Below are 18,332 nucleotides of genomic sequence, written 5' to 3' on the forward strand. Positions count from 1 at the left end.
GCTAAATCGCTCAGAAACATTTCGTCCCCCCGACGATACTAAGGCCGTTGTGATCTTCCTCCGACTTAACAGCAGCGTAGAGTACAGAATCGTAGGACTCCCACTTATAACAGCGGAGTTGACTAAGTCGGTCAGCAAAGCCGCACTGGAAAAAATGATGCAGAGAATCACAATGGAGTTAAGTCTGCTAACGTCGGAAAAGCTGTGGGCAGCGCTTTTTTACTCAGTTTGTTACGGGCCTTTGGAGATGTAGTCACTCGCGCCGGTTTACAAGTGATACCGCCTTCTGGGTGGCGACACTGGTCAAAGTGGCCAATTTACGCACCTCGTCGGCGACAACTGCAAAACCACGCCCAGCCTCCCCTGCTCGGGCGGCCTCGATAGCGGCGTTTAGCGCTAACAGGTTGGTCTGGTTGGCGATATTGCGAATAGTCGAAACGATATCTGTCAATTCCGCCAGTTTACTTTCCAGGTCCTGGCGCTGAGCCTCTTGAATTGCAGGCAAATTCTTCTGCTCATGCTGAACATGAATATCTTCCAGTGAGCCGACGATCCGTAGCGGGCTGCCATCGGCTGCCCGACGGGTTTCCGCCCGAGCCCGGAACCAGCGGTACTCCCCGGTTTTCATACGCAGCCGATATTTCCTGTCCAGAGGTGTCTGACCCGTGCGGTCATTGAGGTGGGTGAGAAACTGCTCAACGTTGTCGGCAAGCTCATCCGGATGCATCTGGTTGGTAAAACTGTCGAGACGGCCGGGAAAGTCCCCTTCGCTCTCGAAGCCAAGCAAGGTGCGGAACTGCTGCGACCACCACAGCCGGTTGTTCGGATTAATTGGATCACCCGCGATTATTTCCATGTCCCACACACCATCGCTGAGCAGTTCGCGAGACAACTCGAAACGCGTCAATGTTTTAGACAACTCTTCTTCCCGCTCACGCTCGAACTGGATATCCCGCAACAATCCCACCAGCCGCGGTTTCTTGCCAGACTTATCAGTCACGCTACTTGCCACACAGCAAAACCAGGCCTCATTACCATCGGCCCTAATCAGGCGAAACTCGCGCCGCCCGCTACCCTGCTGACGCAGTAACGTAGCTAGCCAGCCCAGGACCTCTGGTCGGCTCTCTGTCTTGATCTGCGCGAACCAGTCGCCGACGCCAACCTCCTGTCCCAGGCCAAGCAAGTCGCGAAAACGTGAGGAGCACCAGAAGATGTTGTTCGGATCGGTCAGCTCCTGTGTCTGGACCTCAAGCTCCCACAAGCCCTCTTGGCCAAGATTGTTGAGCTGTTCCAATCTAGAGCTGTCGCGTTGTTGGTTTTCCTCGAAACCGGCGATTCGCTGGCCCATATCATTTACCTGGGCGATTGCTTGCGCCAGCTGTGCGACCAAGTCTTGCTCGCGACGATGCAATCCGAGCAGGGCTTTGGAGGCTCGGCTTGCCAGTGGGTGTTTTTCACTAGCCAGCAGTCCATTGTCCAGTGTCTGGCGCTCAAGAGCTGATACCAGTTGCTCAAGCACTCGTGCATTTACCGCAGCCTTGTTCCAATCAAACATATCCGCCACTCCGTTCTTCGCATACAGCCAACGCCAGTTCAGTCCGGCCTGTGAGCGCTTGCTCAGGTCGATTCCGGCCCATAGTGACTGGCAGAAATCGGCCAAAGCAGGCGGTCGACCTATTAGATGCAGTCGACCGGTTTTCCGATAACCTTTAAATCACCAATTTAGTAACCCAAAACCACCCAGCTTTCGTGGACTGAGTGGTCTTGGGGCTGTCTTGCGACAACTCTTTCAGGGCTGCGCCTCTAGCTCACGGGCACACCCCTTGTGCAATTCGGCCGTCAGTCTCTCTTTGTCCAGCGCCCTTCCCACTTGGCGCTCATCGTGCGGCATGACATCTTGTGTGTCCCAGCGAGCTGGCATTGTGCAAAGGCGGGATGGTCACAAGCTCACCCTGATCGAAGCCGACCAACGCTGCATCCACCATTTCCCTCATTTCCATTAGCTCGGGCAGCGTATTGACGTCGATACCTGCATGCCCCAAATCTCCGTGCGAGTTCCGGCAAGGAGCACGGCCTGGACATAGACACCTTTGGGCGAGAGTTCCAGGCTCAGCCTCTGCGAGAGAAACAACACAAAGGACTTGGTAGCACCATAGACTCTCCTTGCGGCGCGCCCTAAGTTCATATTCATCCTTACTACCTAGAGACTAAAAGCCCTTTGCCCAAATCTTAAATCAATTTAACTCCAAAGATTTTCACCCCTTGCAAACTTGCCTTTCACACTTTCAAAACTGCTCAACGTCATGCTCAAATAAAGAAGATGATCCACCTTTGATACAAGCGAACAAACCATGAATTCGCGGAAGTAACCGACGAAAAAAGAAACGGGCGGTTTTGATTTTGCTTTGATGGAAGACCGAGTCGACATCCTGCTGAGCCACCGCGGCAACGGCCATTCTGGACCACAAATAGGCATAGCTGACGTATCCAAAGAGATGAAGGTACTCAACCGAGGCAGCTCCTACTTGACGGGGATCCTTATTACTCGCGGTGCGGATCCAACGATTTGCTTCTTCTAATATGCTCACGGCCCCCAACAACGCGCCGCAAAACTCGCTTTCTGTGGTATTCGCAAAATCGGTAATTTCGAGAAGAAACTCGTCCATCGCAGCCCCTCCATCGGCAAGAATTTTCCGGCCTAGAAGGTCTAGCGCTTGAATGCCATTAGTGCCCTCATAAATCTGGGCAATACGTACATCTCGAACTAGCTGTTCTTGACCCCACTCACGGATATAGCCATGCCCACCAAACACCTGTTGACCAAGTACACAACTTTCCAATCCATTGTCCGTGAAGAATGCCTTTGCCAGCGGGGTTAGCAGAGCCACTCGACGCTGTGCCACAGCACACTTCCTAGAATCAGTGCCGTACTTCGCTTCGTCTAGTTGCCCGCCGATATAAGTGGCCAAGGCCCTGCCCCCCTCGGTCAATGCCCTCATGGTGAGGAGCATTCGACGAACATCTGGATGGTTGATGATTGGATCAGCACCATGGGCACGTGCGTCGGGACCTCCCGGCGCACGACTCTGCAGGCGCTCGCGGGCATACGACACGGCACTTTGATAAGAGGCCTCGGCGCAACCTAGTCCCTGGATACCAATAGACAGACGCTCGTAGTTCATCATGGTGAACATCGCGGCAAGTCCTTTGTTCGGCTCGCCTACCAGCCAACCAATAGCACCGTCGAAATTCATCACGCAGGTGGACGAAGCTTTAATGCCCATCTTGTGTTCGATAGAGCCGCAGGACACCGCGTTATGGGGGCCTAGTCTTCCGTCTGCCTGCACCAACATTTTGGGCACGAGAAATAGGGAAATACCTTTAGGGCCTGCCGGCGCATCCGAAAGCTTGGCCAGCACCAGATGAACGATATTCTCGGTCAGATCTTGCTCGCCACCGGTAATAAATATCTTGCTACCGCTTATGGCATAACTACCATCGGCCTGAAGTTCGGCCCGCGTCCGAATCATGCCCAAATCGGTTCCCGCATGGGCTTCGGTAAGGCACATAGAACCCGCCCAGCGCCCTTCGTACATCGGCGGCAGATAACGCTGCTTCAGCTCCTGATCTGCGTGTGTATCAATCAATAAGCAGGCACCACTGCTGAGAACCGAGTAAAGCGCAAAGCTTGAGTTCGCTCCGTAGAGCATTTCTTCGATCTGTACAGCGAGCATTTTTGGCATACCCAAACCGCCATAGGCCGGATTGCCAGAAAGACCGACCCACCCGCCCTCCGCGTATGTTGCGTAGGCATCTTTAAAACCGGACGGTGTTGTCACCTTGCCCTCAGCCCACTGTGCACCCTCCTCATCTCCACTGCGATTGAGCGGTGCGATCAGACCACTGATGACCTTTGCAGCCTCCTCAAGGATCGCAATAGCAGTATCAGCGTCTACATGCTCTGCCAATCCTGGAAGCCTCGCCCAGTGACTCGGTCCATCAAATACCTCAGTCAGCAGGAACTGGATATCACGCATAGGTGCCTGGAAGCGATTCATGGCAAGAACCTCGTGGTTATTGCATAATTTTTCCAGTGTGCGCGCATACCTTTTTGATGAACTGGTGTTTTGATGAAAAATAAATGGGGGGCATATTCATCCGCCCCTCCATAACGATAGTGCACCTGTCCAGATGGGGTATTGAAATAACTTTTCTCTAATGACATGCCTGCTTTACCTCGCTTCTTGACCCAGGATTAACTTAGTCTAGACCCAAAGAGCCTGGGTTCATTTTTCTTTCCGGATCTACTGCATCCTTAATCTGATTTAATAGGCGCCACAACGGGGCGCCACGTCCTTCAAGTGCTTCTTTAAACGGATAGTATTTGCCGATTTGCATATGATACCCACCGTTCTTGAACATGATATCTCGAATCCCAGCGCGCAGTTCTAGTGCAATGGCACGAACATCAGGTTGCTCAGGGCGCTGCTTCCATTTTTCGCGATATTCCGGCTCAAGGAATTCTTCTCTGAATTCATCGATCTTATCGGGCCAGTACAATGAGGGTTCAATAAGAAATTCATGACCGGACGAGCACATAAGATAAGAATAACGTATCTTATTCTTGTCCATTCTTGCCTTATTTTCGGCAAAGTAAGCTTCGATCGCTAAGGAAACCTCGATGGCTTTGGATAGCGGGACCAGCCCATGAATAGGAAACCAACATTCACCACCATAGCCCAGAATGTATTGTCTTATAGGCTGAAAAGGAACAGCACGGATGAGGACGGGAATGCTAGGAGTCAATGCTTTGGCGTTATACTTCTCACAAATTCGCTTGGCAACCCTGAGCGAAGCTGATGCGCCCTGTGATGTGTTGCTATCAATCGTCATGTGAAGCGAATAATTAACTCGCTCCAAAACCCGTTGACCACCCATGCCCATTCTCAGCGCCGTCAGCAACCCGGCTTCTTTAATTACTTGCTTTCCGACCGCCTTTTTCTGCGACAGTGGAATCTCCATCTTGGAAAAGTTTTTATTATAATAGGGGTCAAAGCCATAACACTCACTTGCTAATCGCAACCGGGCAACCTCTTTCTGCGCTCCAAGCATATCCGCTAAGTTATCGAAAGAGAAAGAGGCAAACCGTGTACTTTTTGGTGAAACGATTAGGCGAAATGTTGCGGTAGCCTTCAACCCCATTGCACCAGTATCGGAGGTGAATATGCCGGTTATATCGGGACCAAAGTGTCGGCCGAAAGGCGCACCATTCTGATGAGCTCCAGACCCTGTTATCAATAGACTCCCATCTGACAGTACAACATTTAAACCAATAACGCTGTCCGCGGTGCTGCCGTGTGTGCCCGACCCCATAAAAATGCTATTTTGTGAAAGCGCTCCTCCAACTGTGGAATACAGACCGGAAAGTGGTCCGTAATAAGGTGTCCTTAATCCTTTCTCTTTTAGCGCTTCGTAAATTGCACTCCATGTGCAGCCGCACTCTACGGTGATGTACATATCCTCCTCATTGATTTGGAGAATGCGATTCATACGGCGCATGTCGATAGTTATCGACCGTTCGCGACTGGGTGTATAACCTCTCGTATAAGACAAGCCGGCGCCCCGGGGGACACAACAGTAACCGCCAACTTTGGCAATTTTTGCAATGGCGATCAGTTCTTCTGTTGAGTTGGGAGCCACCACAATGTCACAGAGCTCTCGAGGAAGCCAACTTAAATCAGTTGACATCTGGGTGCGATGGTCCTGCTGAATTGAGACGTTTTCATCTCCAACCAGCTGCTGAAGTTCCCGCACCGTTCTCTCGTCAATCGCTTTTGTTAGATTAATAGCTTGCATGCTCAATACTCTCTTAGGCAGATCATAATTAGCACGGTATGTTCAATCGAGCCGCGAGCGACTCATGGCACCACACCGTTTGAGGCAGGCACAGCGAAACCAGTCCGCAGGTCACGTCTGGTCGTGATCAGTTCACCTTGCGGTTGCCATAGGGGATCGGCACCCATTGAAAGTGCTTGCCAGACGCACGGACGTATCCAATGCCCGGAAAGGAAAAATGGGGCACCGCGATGAGGGTTCGATCGCGAGCGAACTCCTGTAACGCGGTCCGGCGATTCGCCGCGGCTGCCTTCGCATCGAAATCATAAAGGAAGGTAACGCTCGGATCTGGAAGCTGCACTGGTGCGAAATGAATGAGGTCGCCGACGAAAGTCAGCGTCTTGCCCCGGCTGGCAAGTGTGTAGAATGCACTGCCCGGGGTGTGACCGGGGTGAATAGTTGCAGTGATGCCAGGTACAACTTCTTCTGTGCCCGAGAAGCCCGCGACCTTGCCAGCATCTACATAAGGTTTCAGCGTCTTGGCCGCTTCGTCGAAAAAGATGCTGGGATAGCCGGCGCGCTTCGCCTGATTGGCACCCAGGAAGAAGTCAAGATCGGGCTGGCCGACATGCACCGTCGCATTGGTGAACAGGCGCTGCCCACCCTTGACGAGCCCACCGCTATGATCCGTGTGCACATGCGTGATCAGAATGTCGGTGACCTGATCCGGCCGGTAGCCAGCTGCCGCGAGGCTTTCGAGCAACAGACCGCCATTGCCCGGCCCGAACAGCTCACCGACTCCCACATCAACCAACACCAGTCGGCCAGGCAGCTCGATCAGGTACGTGTTAATCGACGCCTCCACCGGACTATTCTCGAAGTTTTGGCGGAGCAGCGCATCGATCTTACCCGGCGTGGTGTTGGTCAGATGCTTGTGGAGATCAAACGATATCGTGCCGTCTGAAAGCGCCGTCACCATTACATCGCCAATGTGCACGCGGTGGTAATCGCCGCCCTGCAGCGCGACCTCCGTCAGGGAGGCGACGGGCTGCGCCGACGCAAGCGGCGCGCAAGCAAGCGACAGAGCGAATAGAATCAACCGCGGCTTAGGCATAGAGAGTCTTGCGAAAAGCCTAGGGCAAGCGAGGAATGAATGCCCCACTGGATTAACGGAGCCGCCGCCGGTAGAAGTTGTAGATAAAAACAACGTCGGTAGCCCCGCTACAAAACGTTTTATCTTTCTCATAATCTGTTTATCTCCATTCTTATTTTCTTAGTTAGATTCGAGTTGTATTGCCGTTGGAGGCGACCTTCCGTTCAGATGGGTAGCGCTACTGAAAAACCTCGGCCGCTTTTAATCCTAAGACACACATCAGATTTAAGTCAACATATTGATATAGTTCTGTGAGTGAAATTTGCTGCCCATGACAAATTCTCTTCGCCTTCCCTGTGGGGGCGCGGGAAGGGGGAGTTTTACCATGGCTGTAGCCGCCTGGTTGCGACCGCTAGATTGTCTGCCCACCATTTCGCCCCCTTCACCGAAGCTGAGGAGGCGCGAATCCAGTGGGGCAGTGACGCCATGTCGGACGGTGCATGTGGATTTGCGCTTTTGACAGGGACCGGGCGCGCGCGCAAGCAGGCAACTGGGACCCGCCAGGACCAGTGCGCCTGAACCCGGATCGAGAACAGCAGACCGGCAAGAAAGCGCCATTGAAAAAACGGTTGGCGCGACAACTACCTGCTGTCCCGAACGCCTTAGCGCCTACCATCAGAGGCATTAGCAGCATGTTGACTTAATCGTCATCAAGTGCCGGCACTTCAAACAAATAAAGCCCCGTACTATTTCGCCATGAAGCCAACCTCAGCGCGAATGAAGAGTCGCGATGGTGCACAGCGTTTTGGGCACGGCGGCCAACGTGGCGGATGTCACTCAGGACTTCAGACCATCCCTATCGGGTTGGAAGGCCCACGTCGGGCTTGACCCCAGGCGAGTCCGACTCGACTTGAGAAAATGAGGCAATGATCATGACTGTCATCAGCCACTTCGGGGGTCAAATTTACGTAAGCGATTTAGCGCACCATGTTCAACTTCAGTCATCCGCCGTCGGCCAACGTCAGTGTGACTGACTTCTATGGTGCAGGCGACTCGATCGGGAAACACTGGCTCGCCTGCCAAGCTCCCCGCACAGAATCCCCCTGGACCTCCAGCTACCCGACGGCTACCAGCAACACGAGATGCAGGTATACAGCCATGGAGAAAGAAACCGGAAAAATGTCGCGTGTGTTCGTGGCTTTCGACGGCGTGCTGTCCGCTGGGCTTCATACAGGCTGATGGTTCAATCATAGCGGCTAATACCATTACCTATTGGCTTACAACCGTGGCAAAGGCGGGACCACTTGGCACTGGGCCGCCCAGGCGAGGCGGCTAGTGCACGGAGCGCTGAGAATCATGAGCCTTTATGACGTTGCTGTCGACGGGCCCATGACCTACGAGGAGCTCAACTTTTTTATAAGGAAGCGGAACAGATCTGGGGCATCCATTAGTCGTCAGTCGACCGCTTTGACCATGTCTTCGATGACCTTTTTCGCGTCGCCGAACACCATCATGGTTTTGTCCAGGTAGAACAGTTCGTTGTCCAGGCCGGCATAGCCGCTGGCCATCGAGCGCTTGTTGACGATGATGGTCTTGGCCTTGAACGCTTCGAGGATCGGCATGCCGGCAATCGGCGATTTCGGATCGTTCTTCGCCGCCGGGTTGACCACGTCGTTGGCGCCCAGCACCAGCACCACGTCGGCCTGGCCGAACTCGGAGTTGATGTCGTCCATCTCGAACACCTGGTCGTACGGCACTTCGGCCTCGGCCAGCAACACGTTCATGTGCCCGGGCATGCGCCCGGCCACCGGGTGGATCGCGTACTTCACGGTCACGCCGCGGTGGGTCAGCTTCTCGGTCAGTTCCTTCAGCGCGTGCTGAGCCCGCGCGACCGCCAGACCGTAGCCCGGCACGATGATCACGGTGTCGGCGTTGGTCAGCAGGAAGGTCGCGTCGTCCGCCGAACCGGATTTCACCGGGCGGGCTTCCTTCGCACCTGCCGGACCCGCATCGGCTGTGTTGCCGAAGCCGCCGAGCAGCACATTAAAGAAGGAACGGTTCATCGCCTTGCACATGATGTACGAGAGGATCGCACCGGACGAGCCTACCAGCGAACCGGCAATGATCAGCATCGAGTTGTTCAGCGAGAAGCCGATACCCGCTGCTGCCCAACCGGAGTAGCTGTTGAGCATCGATACAACGACCGGCATGTCGGCGCCACCAATCGGGATGATGATCAGCACGCCGAGCACGAAGGCCAGGGCCAGCATCACGCCGAACGCGGTGTAGTCGCCGGTGAGCATGAAGGTCACGCCCAGACCCAGGGTGGCGAGGCCCAGCAGCAGGTTCAGTTTGTGCTGACCGCCGAACTGGACCGGTGCGCCCTGGAACAGACGGAACTTGTATTTGCCAGCCAGTTTGCCGAAAGCGATTACAGAGCCGGAGAAAGTGATTGCACCGATGGCAGCCCCGAGGAACAGTTCCAGGCGGTTACCGGCCGGGATCGCATCGCCGAGGTTCTGCACGATGCCCAGCGACTGTGGCTCGACCACGGCAGCCACGGCGATGAACACCGCGGCCAGGCCGATCATGCTGTGCATGAAGGCGACCAGTTCGGGCATCTTGGTCATTTCAACGCGTTTGGCCATGATCGAGCCGGCCGTGCCGCCGATCAGCAGGCCGACGATCACGTAGACGATCCCGTCTTGCGCCAGTTCGGTGCCCAGCTTGTAGATCAGGCCGACCGTGGTGAGGATCGCCAGGCCCATGCCGAGCATGCCGAACAGGTTGCCACGCCGCGACGTGGTGGGGTGCGAGAGGCCCTTGAGCGCCTGGATGAAGCAGACCGAGGCGATCAAATACAGGGAAGTAACCAGGTTCATGCTCATGCTTGCTGCACCTCAGCTGCTGCGGCTTTGGCGGCCGGGACTTTCGCTGGCGCCGCTTTTTTCTTGAACATTTCCAGCATGCGCCGGGTCACCAGGAAGCCACCGAACACGTTGACCGCGGCCAGGGCCACGGCCAGGGTGCCCATGGTCTTGCCCAGCGGGGTTACGGTGAGGGCGGCGGCGAGCATGGCGCCGACGATGACGATGGCCGAAATGGCGTTGGTTACCGCCATCAGTGGCGTGTGCAGTGCCGGTGTCACGTTCCAGACCACGTGGTAGCCGACATAGATCGCCAGCACGAAGATGATCAGGTTGTAGATACCGTGAGAAATCAGCATGTCTTCCATTGTTTTTATCCTCAGCCGTTCTTGCGCACGATCTGGCCGTCGCGGCACATCAGGCACGCGGCGACGATATCGTCTTCCAGGTTGATCACCAGTTGTCCGTCTTTATCGAACAACAGTTTCATGAAATCCAGCAGGTTGCGGGCGTACAGCGCCGAAGCGTCAGCCGCCACGGCGCTGGCCAGGTTGGTCGGGCCCACGATGGTCACGCCATGTTCGACGACCACCTGATCGGCCACGGTCAGCGGGCAGTTGCCGCCCTGGGCGGCCGCGAGGTCGATGACCACCGAGCCCGGTTTCATCTGGGCCACGGTTTCTGCACTCAACAGCGTCGGTGCCTTGCGGCCGGGAATCAGCGCGGTGGTGATGACGATGTCCGCCTGTTTGGCGCGTTCGTGCACGGCCGCGGCCTGGCGCTGCATCCAGCTGGCCGGCATCGGGCGGGCGTAACCGCCGACACCAACGGCGCATTCACGCTCTTCATCGGTCTCGTACGGCACGTCGACGAACTTGGCGCCGAGGGATTCGATCTGCTCTTTTACCGCAGGACGCACGTCAGACGCTTCGATCACCGCCCCCAGGCGCTTGGCGGTCGCGATGGCCTGCAAGCCGGCCACGCCGGCACCGAGGATCAGCACGCGCGCCGCTTTCACGGTGCCTGCCGCGGTCATCAGCATTGGCATGAAGCGCGGATAATGGTGCGCGGCCAACAACACGGCTTTGTAACCGGCGATGTTGGCTTGCGAGGACAGCACATCCAGGCTTTGTGCGCGGGAGGTGCGCGGCGCGGCCTCCAGGGCGAAGGCGGTAATCCCGCATTCGGCCAGCTTGGCGATGATCTCGTTGTTGAACGGGTTGAGCATGCCCACCACGACGGTGCCGCTCTTGATCAGCGCCAGCTCGCTGTCGCTGGGGGCGACGACTTTGAGAATCAGCTCTGCAGCAAACGCATCGTTGGCGCTGCCAATGCTTGCGCCTGCCGCTTCATAGGCACTGTCGACAACGCTGGCATTAATGCCGGCGCCGCTTTGTACAGTGACCTTATGGCCCTGGCCGATCAGCTTCTTGATAGTTTCGGGAGTCGCGGCAACCCGCGTCTCGCCGGCATGGGTCTCGAGTGGAACACCGATATGCACTTGTTATTCTCCGGTAAAAATTCCTGAAAAAACTTTCCCGTTGAATGCATCGAAATGCATCCTTCGGCAGGGCTAGGTGCTTATGCCCGGTACGTACCGGGCAAGCACCTTGTCGACGCGATTTGGGCCGTTTCATGCCGGTCATGACGGCCTTAGATCGGATACCCGCTAATCCTTAGAAGAACGCCTGCAGGCCCGTCTGGGCGCGACCGAGGATCAGCGCATGGACATCGTGAGTGCCTTCATAGGTATTGACCACCTCCAGGTTGACCAGGTGGCGGGCTACGCCGAATTCGTCGCTGATGCCGTTGCCACCGAGCATGTCGCGGGCCATACGGGCGATATCTAGCGATTTGCCGCAGCTGTTGCGCTTCATGATCGAGGTAATTTCCACCGCCGCGGTGCCTTCATCCTTCATCCGGCCGAGGCGTAGGCAGCCCTGCAGAGCCAGAGTGATCTCGGTCTGCATGTCGGCCAGCTTTTTCTGGATCAGTTGGGTCTGTGCCAAGGGGCGACCGAACTGCTTGCGGTCTAGGCAATATTGGCGTGCGGTGTGCCAGCAATCTTCAGCAGCACCCAGAGCGCCCCAACTGATACCGTAACGGGCAGAGTTGAGACAGGTGAATGGCCCCTTCAAACCGCGTACATCCGGGAAAGCGTTCTCTTCCGGACAGAACACATTGTCCATCACGATCTCGCCAGTGATCGACGCACGCAAGCCGACCTTGCCGTGAATCGCGGGCGCACTCAGGCCCTGCCAGCCTTTTTCCAGGACAAAACCGCGAATTTCACCCGCATCGTCTTTGGCCCAAACCACAAATACATCGGCGATAGGGCTGTTGGTGATCCAAATCTTGGCGCCTGTCAGGCGGTAGCCGCCGTCAACTTTTTTCGCCCGGGTAACCATTGAGCCTGGATCGGAACCATGGTCTGGTTCAGTCAGACCAAAGCAACCGATATATTCACCGCTGGCCAGCTTGGGAAGGTATTTCTGCTTGGTCGCTTCGTTGCCGAACTCGTTGATAGGCACCATCACCAACGACGACTGCACGCTCATCATCGAGCGGTAACCGGAGTCGACGCGCTCCACTTCGCGGGCGATCAGGCCGTAGCACACATAGTTCAGGCCACTGCCGCCGTAGGCTTCGGGAATGGTCGCGCCAAGCAGACCGGTTTCGCCCATCTCACGGAAGATGGCAGGATCGGTCTTCTCATGACGGAAAGCCTCCAGCACCCGTGGCGCCAGTTTGTCGGCGGCGAACTGTTGGGCGCTATCGCGCACCATGCGCTCTTCTTCGGTGAGTTGCTGATCCAGCAGCAGCGGGTCGATCCAGTTGAAGCTTGCCGAGTTGGCCATGGGTAATTCTCCAAGTTCGTTCTGGTGTTGTTTTATTTGGTTATTCGAGGCGTTCAATCACGCAGGCAATGCCCTGCCCCAGGCCAATGCACAGGCTAACCAGGGCGTAGCGACCGTTGCTGCGTTCCAACTGACGCACCGCGCTGTAGGCCAGGCGGGCACCCGAGGCGCCCAGCGGGTGACCGATGGCAATGGCCCCACCATTCGGATTCAGGCGTGGATCATCGAACGCCAGCCCTAGTTGTTTGGCACAACCGAGTACTTGCGCAGCGAAGGCTTCGTTGATTTCGATCAGATCCATATCAGCCAGTTGCAGATTGGCACGCTGCAGTGCCTTGATAATCGCCGGTACCGGGCCAAGCCCCATCAGCCTGGGCTCCACGCCCGCGATGGCTGCGGTCAGGATCTGTGCGCGCGGTTTTAGTCCGTATTGCTCGCCGATGGCCTGCGAACCAATCAACATTGCGGCCGCACCGTCATTCACACCCGAAGCATTACCGGCAGTGACTACGCCGCCCTCGAATAACGGGCGAAGGCGCGACAAGCTCCCGAAATTGCTGTCGGGACGCGGGGGTTCATCACGATCAACCAGCTTGGGCGGTTGCTTGGGGCCTTGAGGTACTTCGATGGGCAGGATTTCGCCAGCATGGAAACCGTCCTGTACCGCCGCCTCGAACAATGCCTGGCTGCGTGCCGCGTAAGTGTCTGCCTGATCACGACTGATACCCAGCTCGCGAGCGACGTTATCGGCTGTCTGCGGCATCGTATCGGCACCGAACTCGGCTTCCAACCGAGGGTTGGGAAAGCGCGCACCGATAGTGCTATCAAAGGCGCTGAAGTCCCGCGAGTAGGCGCTTTGCGCCTTTGCGATCACGAAGGGCGCGCGACTCATGCTCTCCGCTCCGCCGGCAATAAACAATTCGCCTTGGCCAACGTGCACTGCGCGGGCGGCGTCGAGTACTGCTGCCAGCCCCGAACCACACAGACGGTTGACCGTCAGGCCGCCCACTGCTGGCGACAGGCCCGCCAGCAAGGCCGCGTGACGACCCAGGTTACGCGCGTCCTCGCCAGCCTGGTTAGTACAGCCGACAATCAGGTCTTCATAGTCTTGCGCAGCGAACGGATTACGCGCTACCAGGGCGCGAACAACCGAGGCTAGCAGGTCATCGAGGCGCACATTGGCCAGGACGCCCGCGTGGCGGCCAAAGGGCGAACGCAGGCCATCGTAGATGTAGGCATTCATACTGATTCCTCGGGAGTGGTCAGGGGCAGGCCGAGCTGTACGCGGCGGCGCAGCCAAGGGCTGAGCCGATAGCGCGGCTCCTGATAGAGATCGTGCAGTGCGTGCAAGATCTGCTTGATTTTCATGGACCCATATTGATCGCCGAAACCCAGTGGGCCGTGGGGGTAACCCAACGCCAGTTGCACCGCACGATCCAGGGTGGCGGGATCGACGATACGCCGCTGAGCGATTTCGCATCCCAGATTGACGATACTGGCCAGCACACGCTGGGCGATGAAACCGGGCGAGTCGTTGATCACCTCCACCGGTACACCATCTGCCCCTAACGCCTGCCGCGCCTGCGCCAGCACGTTGGCATCCAGCCCGGGATGACGCATCAGCACTCGACGCAGGTCGAAACCGGCAAACGTTTCCAGCGCCAGGCTGCGGGCGACAGGGAGTTGCCTGCGGGCGATCGCGCTGCTGGCATCCTCACCCAGCGGCGTCACCAGACAGATAGTATCTGAGCCGGGCTGCTCACCCTGCTCCAGCACCGCACCGGCACTCGCCAGTACGGCGCAGATTTTGTCGCGCATCGCCGCATCACGGCAGTCCAACCAGAACGGCTGATTGATATCCACGTGCGGCAGTTCAACCAGGGCTTCTTTGACCGCTCGGCCTTCCCGGTAGCGATAGAATCCCTGCCCGGACTTGCGTCCGAGCAAGCCTGCGGCAAGGCGCGCAGGCACCAGTGATGAAGGGGTGTAGCGCGGGTCCTGATAGAACTGGTCGTGGATCGACTCCATCACCGCATGAGCAATATCAAGACCGACCAGGTCGAACAGTTCGAACGGCCCCATGCGAAAGCCCAGACAATCCTTGAGAATCCGGTCTATCTGCGCCGGCGTGGCAATACCTTCGGCGAGGATTCGCAGCGCTTCCGGGCCGTAGGCTCGGCCAGCATGATTGACTAGAAACCCAGGTGAATCCGGCGTCACTGCGGCAAAATGCCCGGCGTGCTGTGCCAGAGCCGACAGCCGTTGAACGACCTGCGGATCGGTACGTTCCCCGCGGACCACCTCGACAATTTTCATCAGCGTGACCGGATTGAAGAAGTGAAAGCCGGCGACCCGCTGAGGTTGCTCACAAGCGCTGGCGATCAGGGTGATCGACAGTGACGAGGTGTTGCTGGCCAGAACCGCATCACGGCTAACCAGTTGTTCCAGTTCCCGGAACAGTTTCTGTTTGGCTTCAAGATTCTCGACGATAGCCTCGATCAGCAGGTCGCAACCGGCGAGTTCCTGCAGGGTGTGCGCCGCACGCATGCGCTCGAGGGTGCCGGCCAATACTTCGGCACTGATCTTTCCTTTGGCCGCCTCACGCTCCAGTAATTCGCGATTCTGTATTAGAGCTTGTTCGATAGCTTCGCTGCGGCTGTCGTGCAGCAGCACCTCGACACCGGCGCTGGCGAACAACTGGGCAATACCACGACCCATGGCCCCACTACCGATCACACCGATCTTTTTAAATGTGGTCATAAGCATTCCTCAGAGAGCTTGTTCCAGCTCTGGAACAGCCTCGAACAGATCCGCCACCAGACCGTAATCGGCCACCTGGAAGATCGGGGCTTCTTCGTCCTTGTTGATCGCAACGATCACCTTAGAGTCTTTCATGCCGGCCAAGTGCTGGATCGCGCCGGAGATACCGACCGCGATGTACAGCTGTGGCGCAACGATCTTGCCGGTCTGACCAACCTGCATGTCGTTGGGGACGAAACCTGCGTCGACTGCGGCGCGGGAAGCACCGACTGCAGCGCCCAGCTTGTCGGCTAGTGTGTACAGGTATTTGAAATTGTCGCCGTTCTGCATGCCGCGCCCGCCGGAAACGACGATTTTGGCAGCGGTCAGTTCCGGACGATCGGACTTGGCCAGTGCTTCGCCGACGAAGCTGGATATTCCAGCCTCGTAAACGGTAGCAACTGTCTCAATGAGAGCAGCCCCCCCCACAGCGGCCACAGGGTCAAAACCGGTGGCCCGTACGGTTATCACTTTGACTGGTGCGTTTGACTGAACGGTAGCGATAGCGTTACCGGCGTAGATCGGACGCTTGAAAGTGTCAGCGCTTTCGACCGAGATGATCTCGGAGATCTGGTCAACGTCTAGCAGGGCAGCGACGCGGGGCAGGATGTTTTTGCCGTTTGAGGTGGCCGAGGCCAAGACATGGCTGTAAATCGTACTCTGCTCGATCACCAGACTGGCCAGTAAGGGTGCAACATTCTCGGGAAGCAGATTGGCATAGGCCTCATGGTCGGCCAGCAGCACTTTGGCCACGCCAGCGATGTTCGCCGCGGTTTCAGCCACCGCGCCGACAAAGGCGCCGGCTACCAGCACGTGAATGTCGCCGCCGATCTTGGCGGCGGCGGCCACGGTGTTCAGCGTGGCCGGGGCCAGAACTGTGTTGTCCTGCGCGTCTTTGGAATAGTCAGCAATCACCAGGATCGTCATTCAGATCACCTTCGCTTCGGTTTTGAGTTTCTCGACCAGTTCAGCCACCGACTTGACCTTGATCCCGGCGCTGCGCACAGCCGGGGCTTCGACTTTCAGAGTCTTGTAGGTGGAAGCGGTGGAAACACCCAATGCGTCCGCAGTCAGCACTTCGAGAGGCTTCTTCTTGGCTTTCATGATGTTTGGCAGGGACGCATAACGCGGCTCGTTCAAACGCAGATCGGTGGTGACGATGGCCGGCAGTTTCAGGAAAACCGTCTGCGCGCCGCCGTCGATTTCGCGAGTCACGGCAACCGTGTCGGCGCTGATTTCGACTTTCGAAGCGAAGGTGCCCTGACCGTAACCGCTCAGTGCCGCGAGCATCTGGCCAGTCTGGTTGTTGTCGCTGTCGATGGCTTGTTTGCCAAGGATCACCAGCTGCGGCTGTTCCTTGTCGACAACCGCCTTGAGCAGCTTGGCAACGGCCAACGACGTCAGGTCTTCGGCGGATTCGACGAGGATGGCGCGGTCGGCACCCAGCGCCAGCGAGGTGCGCAGTTGCTCTTGAGCGGTGGACGGGCCGATGGAGACGACGACGATTTCAGTCGCAACGCCTTGCTCTTTCAAGCGTACGGCTTCTTCCACGGCGATTTCGCAGAACGGGTTCATCGACATCTTGACGTTAGCGAGGTCGACGCCGGAGTTGTCCGCCTTGACGCGAACCTTGACGTTGTAATCGACCACACGTTTTACCGCGACCAATACTTTCATGATCTGTTCCTGTAGTAGACCGCCAGCGCAGTGTCCGGTCGTAGAGAGTGTTCAGGCACTGCGCATTAAATCGGCATAGGCCTGCAAATGATGGTCGTCGTCGCCCAACTGGTGGCTGAGCATGACCAGGCGCTTGGCATGGTGGGCAAGGTTGTATTCCCAGGTCATGCCAATGCCGCCGTGCAATTGAATCGCTTGCTCGGCGATGAAACGGGCTGCGCGAGTCACGATGAACTTGGCCGCAGCCAATCCGCGACTGCGTTCGTCACTGTCGGGTTCGTCAGCGATACAGGCGGCCAGAGTGGCCATCGAAATCGCCAATTCCAGCTCGCCACGCATGTCGGCCATGCGGTGTTGCAATGCCTGGAACTTGCCGATCGGCGCGTTGAACTGCTGACGGGTTTTCAAATAGTCCAGCGTCAGACTGAAGGCTTCCTGCATATTGCCAATCGCCTCAGCGCATTGCGCCGCCATCGCCCGCCCTTGCTGGTAGCGCAATGCCGCAAGCACTTGGCCGACAGGACCCAGCAGGTGATCCTGATTGAGCATGACGCCATCCAGGTACAAGTCGCAGGCTCGTGGGCCATCGATGCACGGGTAATCACGGCGATGGACACCTGATGCCTGAGGGTCCAGCAGAAACAGGCTGATGCCGGACTCATCCAGAGCACCGCCAGCGGTTCGGGCCGAGACTAGAATAAGTCCGGCGCTGTGGCCGCCGACCACCGCGCATTTATGCCCGGTCAGACGCCATCCACCCCCGACGGCTTCGGCACGGCTCTGCACATCGTGCAGGTGATAGTGGCTCTGGCTTTCTTCCAGTGCCACCGCGAGCTGCAGCTCACCGGTAGCCACTTGAGGCAACCATTGGCCACGCTGGTTCGCGTTGCCCAGTTGCTGCAGCAGTCCGGCGCCGTGTATTTGCGACTGAAGATAAGGTTCCAGGCACAGGTTGCGGCCCAGTTCAGTCATCACCAGCATGTTGTCCACGCCACTCCCACCGAAGCCACCGTATTCCTCGGCAAGCGGTACGGCGCTCAGGCCCAACTCACCGAGCTGGTTCCAGAACTCACGGCTGAACCCCAGTTCGCTGCGGTAAAACTGCTCACGCTGTTCAAAGCTGTAACGGTCGCGCGCTACACGGGCGGCGGTGTCTTGCAGCATTTGCTGCTCTTCGCTGAGATTGAAGTCCATGGGGTGCCT

At 57.2% G+C, this 18,332-nt stretch carries 13 protein-coding genes and 1 pseudogene; all 14 read right to left on the reverse strand.

Annotated elements, in window-relative coordinates; genetic code table 11:
- Positions 1 to 253: 253 nt before the first annotated feature.
- Positions 254 to 1,555: a PAS domain-containing methyl-accepting chemotaxis protein gene (locus ACI512_RS19010; protein ID WP_274090376.1), complete on the reverse strand. Its 1,302-nt coding sequence runs from the start codon at positions 1,553 to 1,555 to the stop codon at positions 254 to 256.
- Between the two features lie 361 nt (positions 1,556 to 1,916).
- Positions 1,917 to 2,158, reverse strand: a pseudogene (locus ACI512_RS19015) (SDR family oxidoreductase); the annotation flags it as partial.
- A 127-nt stretch (positions 2,159 to 2,285) separates the two neighbouring features.
- On the reverse strand, positions 2,286 to 4,058 hold the full coding sequence (locus ACI512_RS19020) for an acyl-CoA dehydrogenase C-terminal domain-containing protein (RefSeq protein ID WP_231807834.1): 1,773 nt from the start codon (positions 4,056 to 4,058) through the stop codon (positions 2,286 to 2,288).
- Between the two features lie 202 nt (positions 4,059 to 4,260).
- Positions 4,261 to 5,856 (reverse strand): FAD-binding oxidoreductase, encoded by a 1,596-nt coding sequence (locus ACI512_RS19025; RefSeq protein WP_231807835.1) that lies wholly within the window; start codon positions 5,854 to 5,856, stop codon positions 4,261 to 4,263.
- 127 nt (positions 5,857 to 5,983) lie between these two features.
- Positions 5,984 to 6,949, reverse strand: a complete 966-nt coding sequence (locus ACI512_RS19030; RefSeq protein ID WP_231807836.1) for an MBL fold metallo-hydrolase — start codon at positions 6,947 to 6,949, stop codon at positions 5,984 to 5,986.
- 1,433 nt (positions 6,950 to 8,382) lie between these two features.
- Positions 8,383 to 9,816: an NAD(P)(+) transhydrogenase (Re/Si-specific) subunit beta gene (locus tag ACI512_RS19035; protein WP_231807837.1), complete on the reverse strand. Its 1,434-nt coding sequence runs from the start codon at positions 9,814 to 9,816 to the stop codon at positions 8,383 to 8,385.
- Positions 9,813 to 10,163: an NAD(P) transhydrogenase subunit alpha gene (locus tag ACI512_RS19040; protein WP_231807838.1), complete on the reverse strand. Its 351-nt coding sequence runs from the start codon at positions 10,161 to 10,163 to the stop codon at positions 9,813 to 9,815. The genes ACI512_RS19035 and ACI512_RS19040 overlap by 4 nt, the downstream gene beginning before the upstream one ends.
- A gap of 11 nt (positions 10,164 to 10,174) precedes the next feature.
- The gene (locus ACI512_RS19045; protein ID WP_231807839.1) at positions 10,175 to 11,296 is read right to left on the reverse strand and encodes a Re/Si-specific NAD(P)(+) transhydrogenase subunit alpha; all 1,122 of its coding nucleotides are present in this window, start codon (positions 11,294 to 11,296) and stop codon (positions 10,175 to 10,177) included.
- A 175-nt stretch (positions 11,297 to 11,471) separates the two neighbouring features.
- The gene (locus ACI512_RS19050) at positions 11,472 to 12,653 is read right to left on the reverse strand and encodes an acyl-CoA dehydrogenase (RefSeq protein ID WP_231807840.1); all 1,182 of its coding nucleotides are present in this window, start codon (positions 12,651 to 12,653) and stop codon (positions 11,472 to 11,474) included.
- 40 nt (positions 12,654 to 12,693) lie between these two features.
- A complete protein-coding gene (locus ACI512_RS19055) occupies positions 12,694 to 13,896 on the reverse strand; it encodes a 3-oxoadipyl-CoA thiolase (protein ID WP_231807841.1) in 1,203 nt (400 codons plus the stop codon).
- Positions 13,893 to 15,413 carry a 3-hydroxyacyl-CoA dehydrogenase gene (locus tag ACI512_RS19060; protein WP_231807842.1) on the reverse strand — a complete coding sequence of 507 codons (1,521 nt, stop codon included), beginning with the start codon at positions 15,411 to 15,413 and terminating at the stop codon, positions 13,893 to 13,895. The genes ACI512_RS19055 and ACI512_RS19060 overlap by 4 nt, the downstream gene beginning before the upstream one ends.
- A 9-nt stretch (positions 15,414 to 15,422) precedes the next feature.
- Positions 15,423 to 16,379 (reverse strand): electron transfer flavoprotein subunit alpha/FixB family protein, encoded by a 957-nt coding sequence (locus ACI512_RS19065; RefSeq protein ID WP_231807843.1) that lies wholly within the window; start codon positions 16,377 to 16,379, stop codon positions 15,423 to 15,425.
- Positions 16,380 to 17,129: an electron transfer flavoprotein subunit beta/FixA family protein gene (locus ACI512_RS19070; protein ID WP_274090375.1), complete on the reverse strand. Its 750-nt coding sequence runs from the start codon at positions 17,127 to 17,129 to the stop codon at positions 16,380 to 16,382. It lies immediately after the preceding gene.
- Between the two features lie 51 nt (positions 17,130 to 17,180).
- Positions 17,181 to 18,323 (reverse strand): acyl-CoA dehydrogenase family protein, encoded by a 1,143-nt coding sequence (locus ACI512_RS19075; RefSeq protein WP_231807845.1) that lies wholly within the window; start codon positions 18,321 to 18,323, stop codon positions 17,181 to 17,183.
- Between the last annotated feature and the right edge of the window lie 9 nt (positions 18,324 to 18,332).

It is taken from the genome of Pseudomonas petroselini (assembly GCF_045037875.1).
GTDB lineage: Bacteria > Pseudomonadota > Gammaproteobacteria > Pseudomonadales > Pseudomonadaceae > Aquipseudomonas > Aquipseudomonas petroselini.

Excerpts from the sequence above, each read along its gene's own strand:
- ACI512_RS19010 (WP_274090376.1), bottom strand. The coding sequence starts at position 1,555 with ATGTTTGATTGGAACAAGGCTGCGGTAAATGCACGAGTGCTTGAGCAA.
- ACI512_RS19020 (WP_231807834.1), bottom strand. The coding sequence starts at position 4,058 with ATGAATCGCTTCCAGGCACCTATGCGTGATATCCAGTTCCTGCTGACT.
- ACI512_RS19025 (WP_231807835.1), bottom strand. The coding sequence starts at position 5,856 with ATGCAAGCTATTAATCTAACAAAAGCGATTGACGAGAGAACGGTGCGG.
- ACI512_RS19030 (WP_231807836.1), bottom strand. The coding sequence starts at position 6,949 with ATGCCTAAGCCGCGGTTGATTCTATTCGCTCTGTCGCTTGCTTGCGCG.
- ACI512_RS19035 (WP_231807837.1), bottom strand. The coding sequence starts at position 9,816 with ATGAGCATGAACCTGGTTACTTCCCTGTATTTGATCGCCTCGGTCTGC.
- ACI512_RS19040 (WP_231807838.1), bottom strand. The coding sequence starts at position 10,163 with ATGGAAGACATGCTGATTTCTCACGGTATCTACAACCTGATCATCTTC.
- ACI512_RS19050 (WP_231807840.1), bottom strand. The coding sequence starts at position 12,653 with ATGGCCAACTCGGCAAGCTTCAACTGGATCGACCCGCTGCTGCTGGAT.
- ACI512_RS19055 (WP_231807841.1), bottom strand. The coding sequence starts at position 13,896 with ATGAATGCCTACATCTACGATGGCCTGCGTTCGCCCTTTGGCCGCCAC.
- ACI512_RS19060 (WP_231807842.1), bottom strand. The coding sequence starts at position 15,413 with ATGACCACATTTAAAAAGATCGGTGTGATCGGTAGTGGGGCCATGGGT.
- ACI512_RS19065 (WP_231807843.1), bottom strand. The coding sequence starts at position 16,379 with ATGACGATCCTGGTGATTGCTGACTATTCCAAAGACGCGCAGGACAAC.
- ACI512_RS19070 (WP_274090375.1), bottom strand. The coding sequence starts at position 17,129 with ATGAAAGTATTGGTCGCGGTAAAACGTGTGGTCGATTACAACGTCAAG.
- ACI512_RS19075 (WP_231807845.1), bottom strand. The coding sequence starts at position 18,323 with ATGGACTTCAATCTCAGCGAAGAGCAGCAAATGCTGCAAGACACCGCC.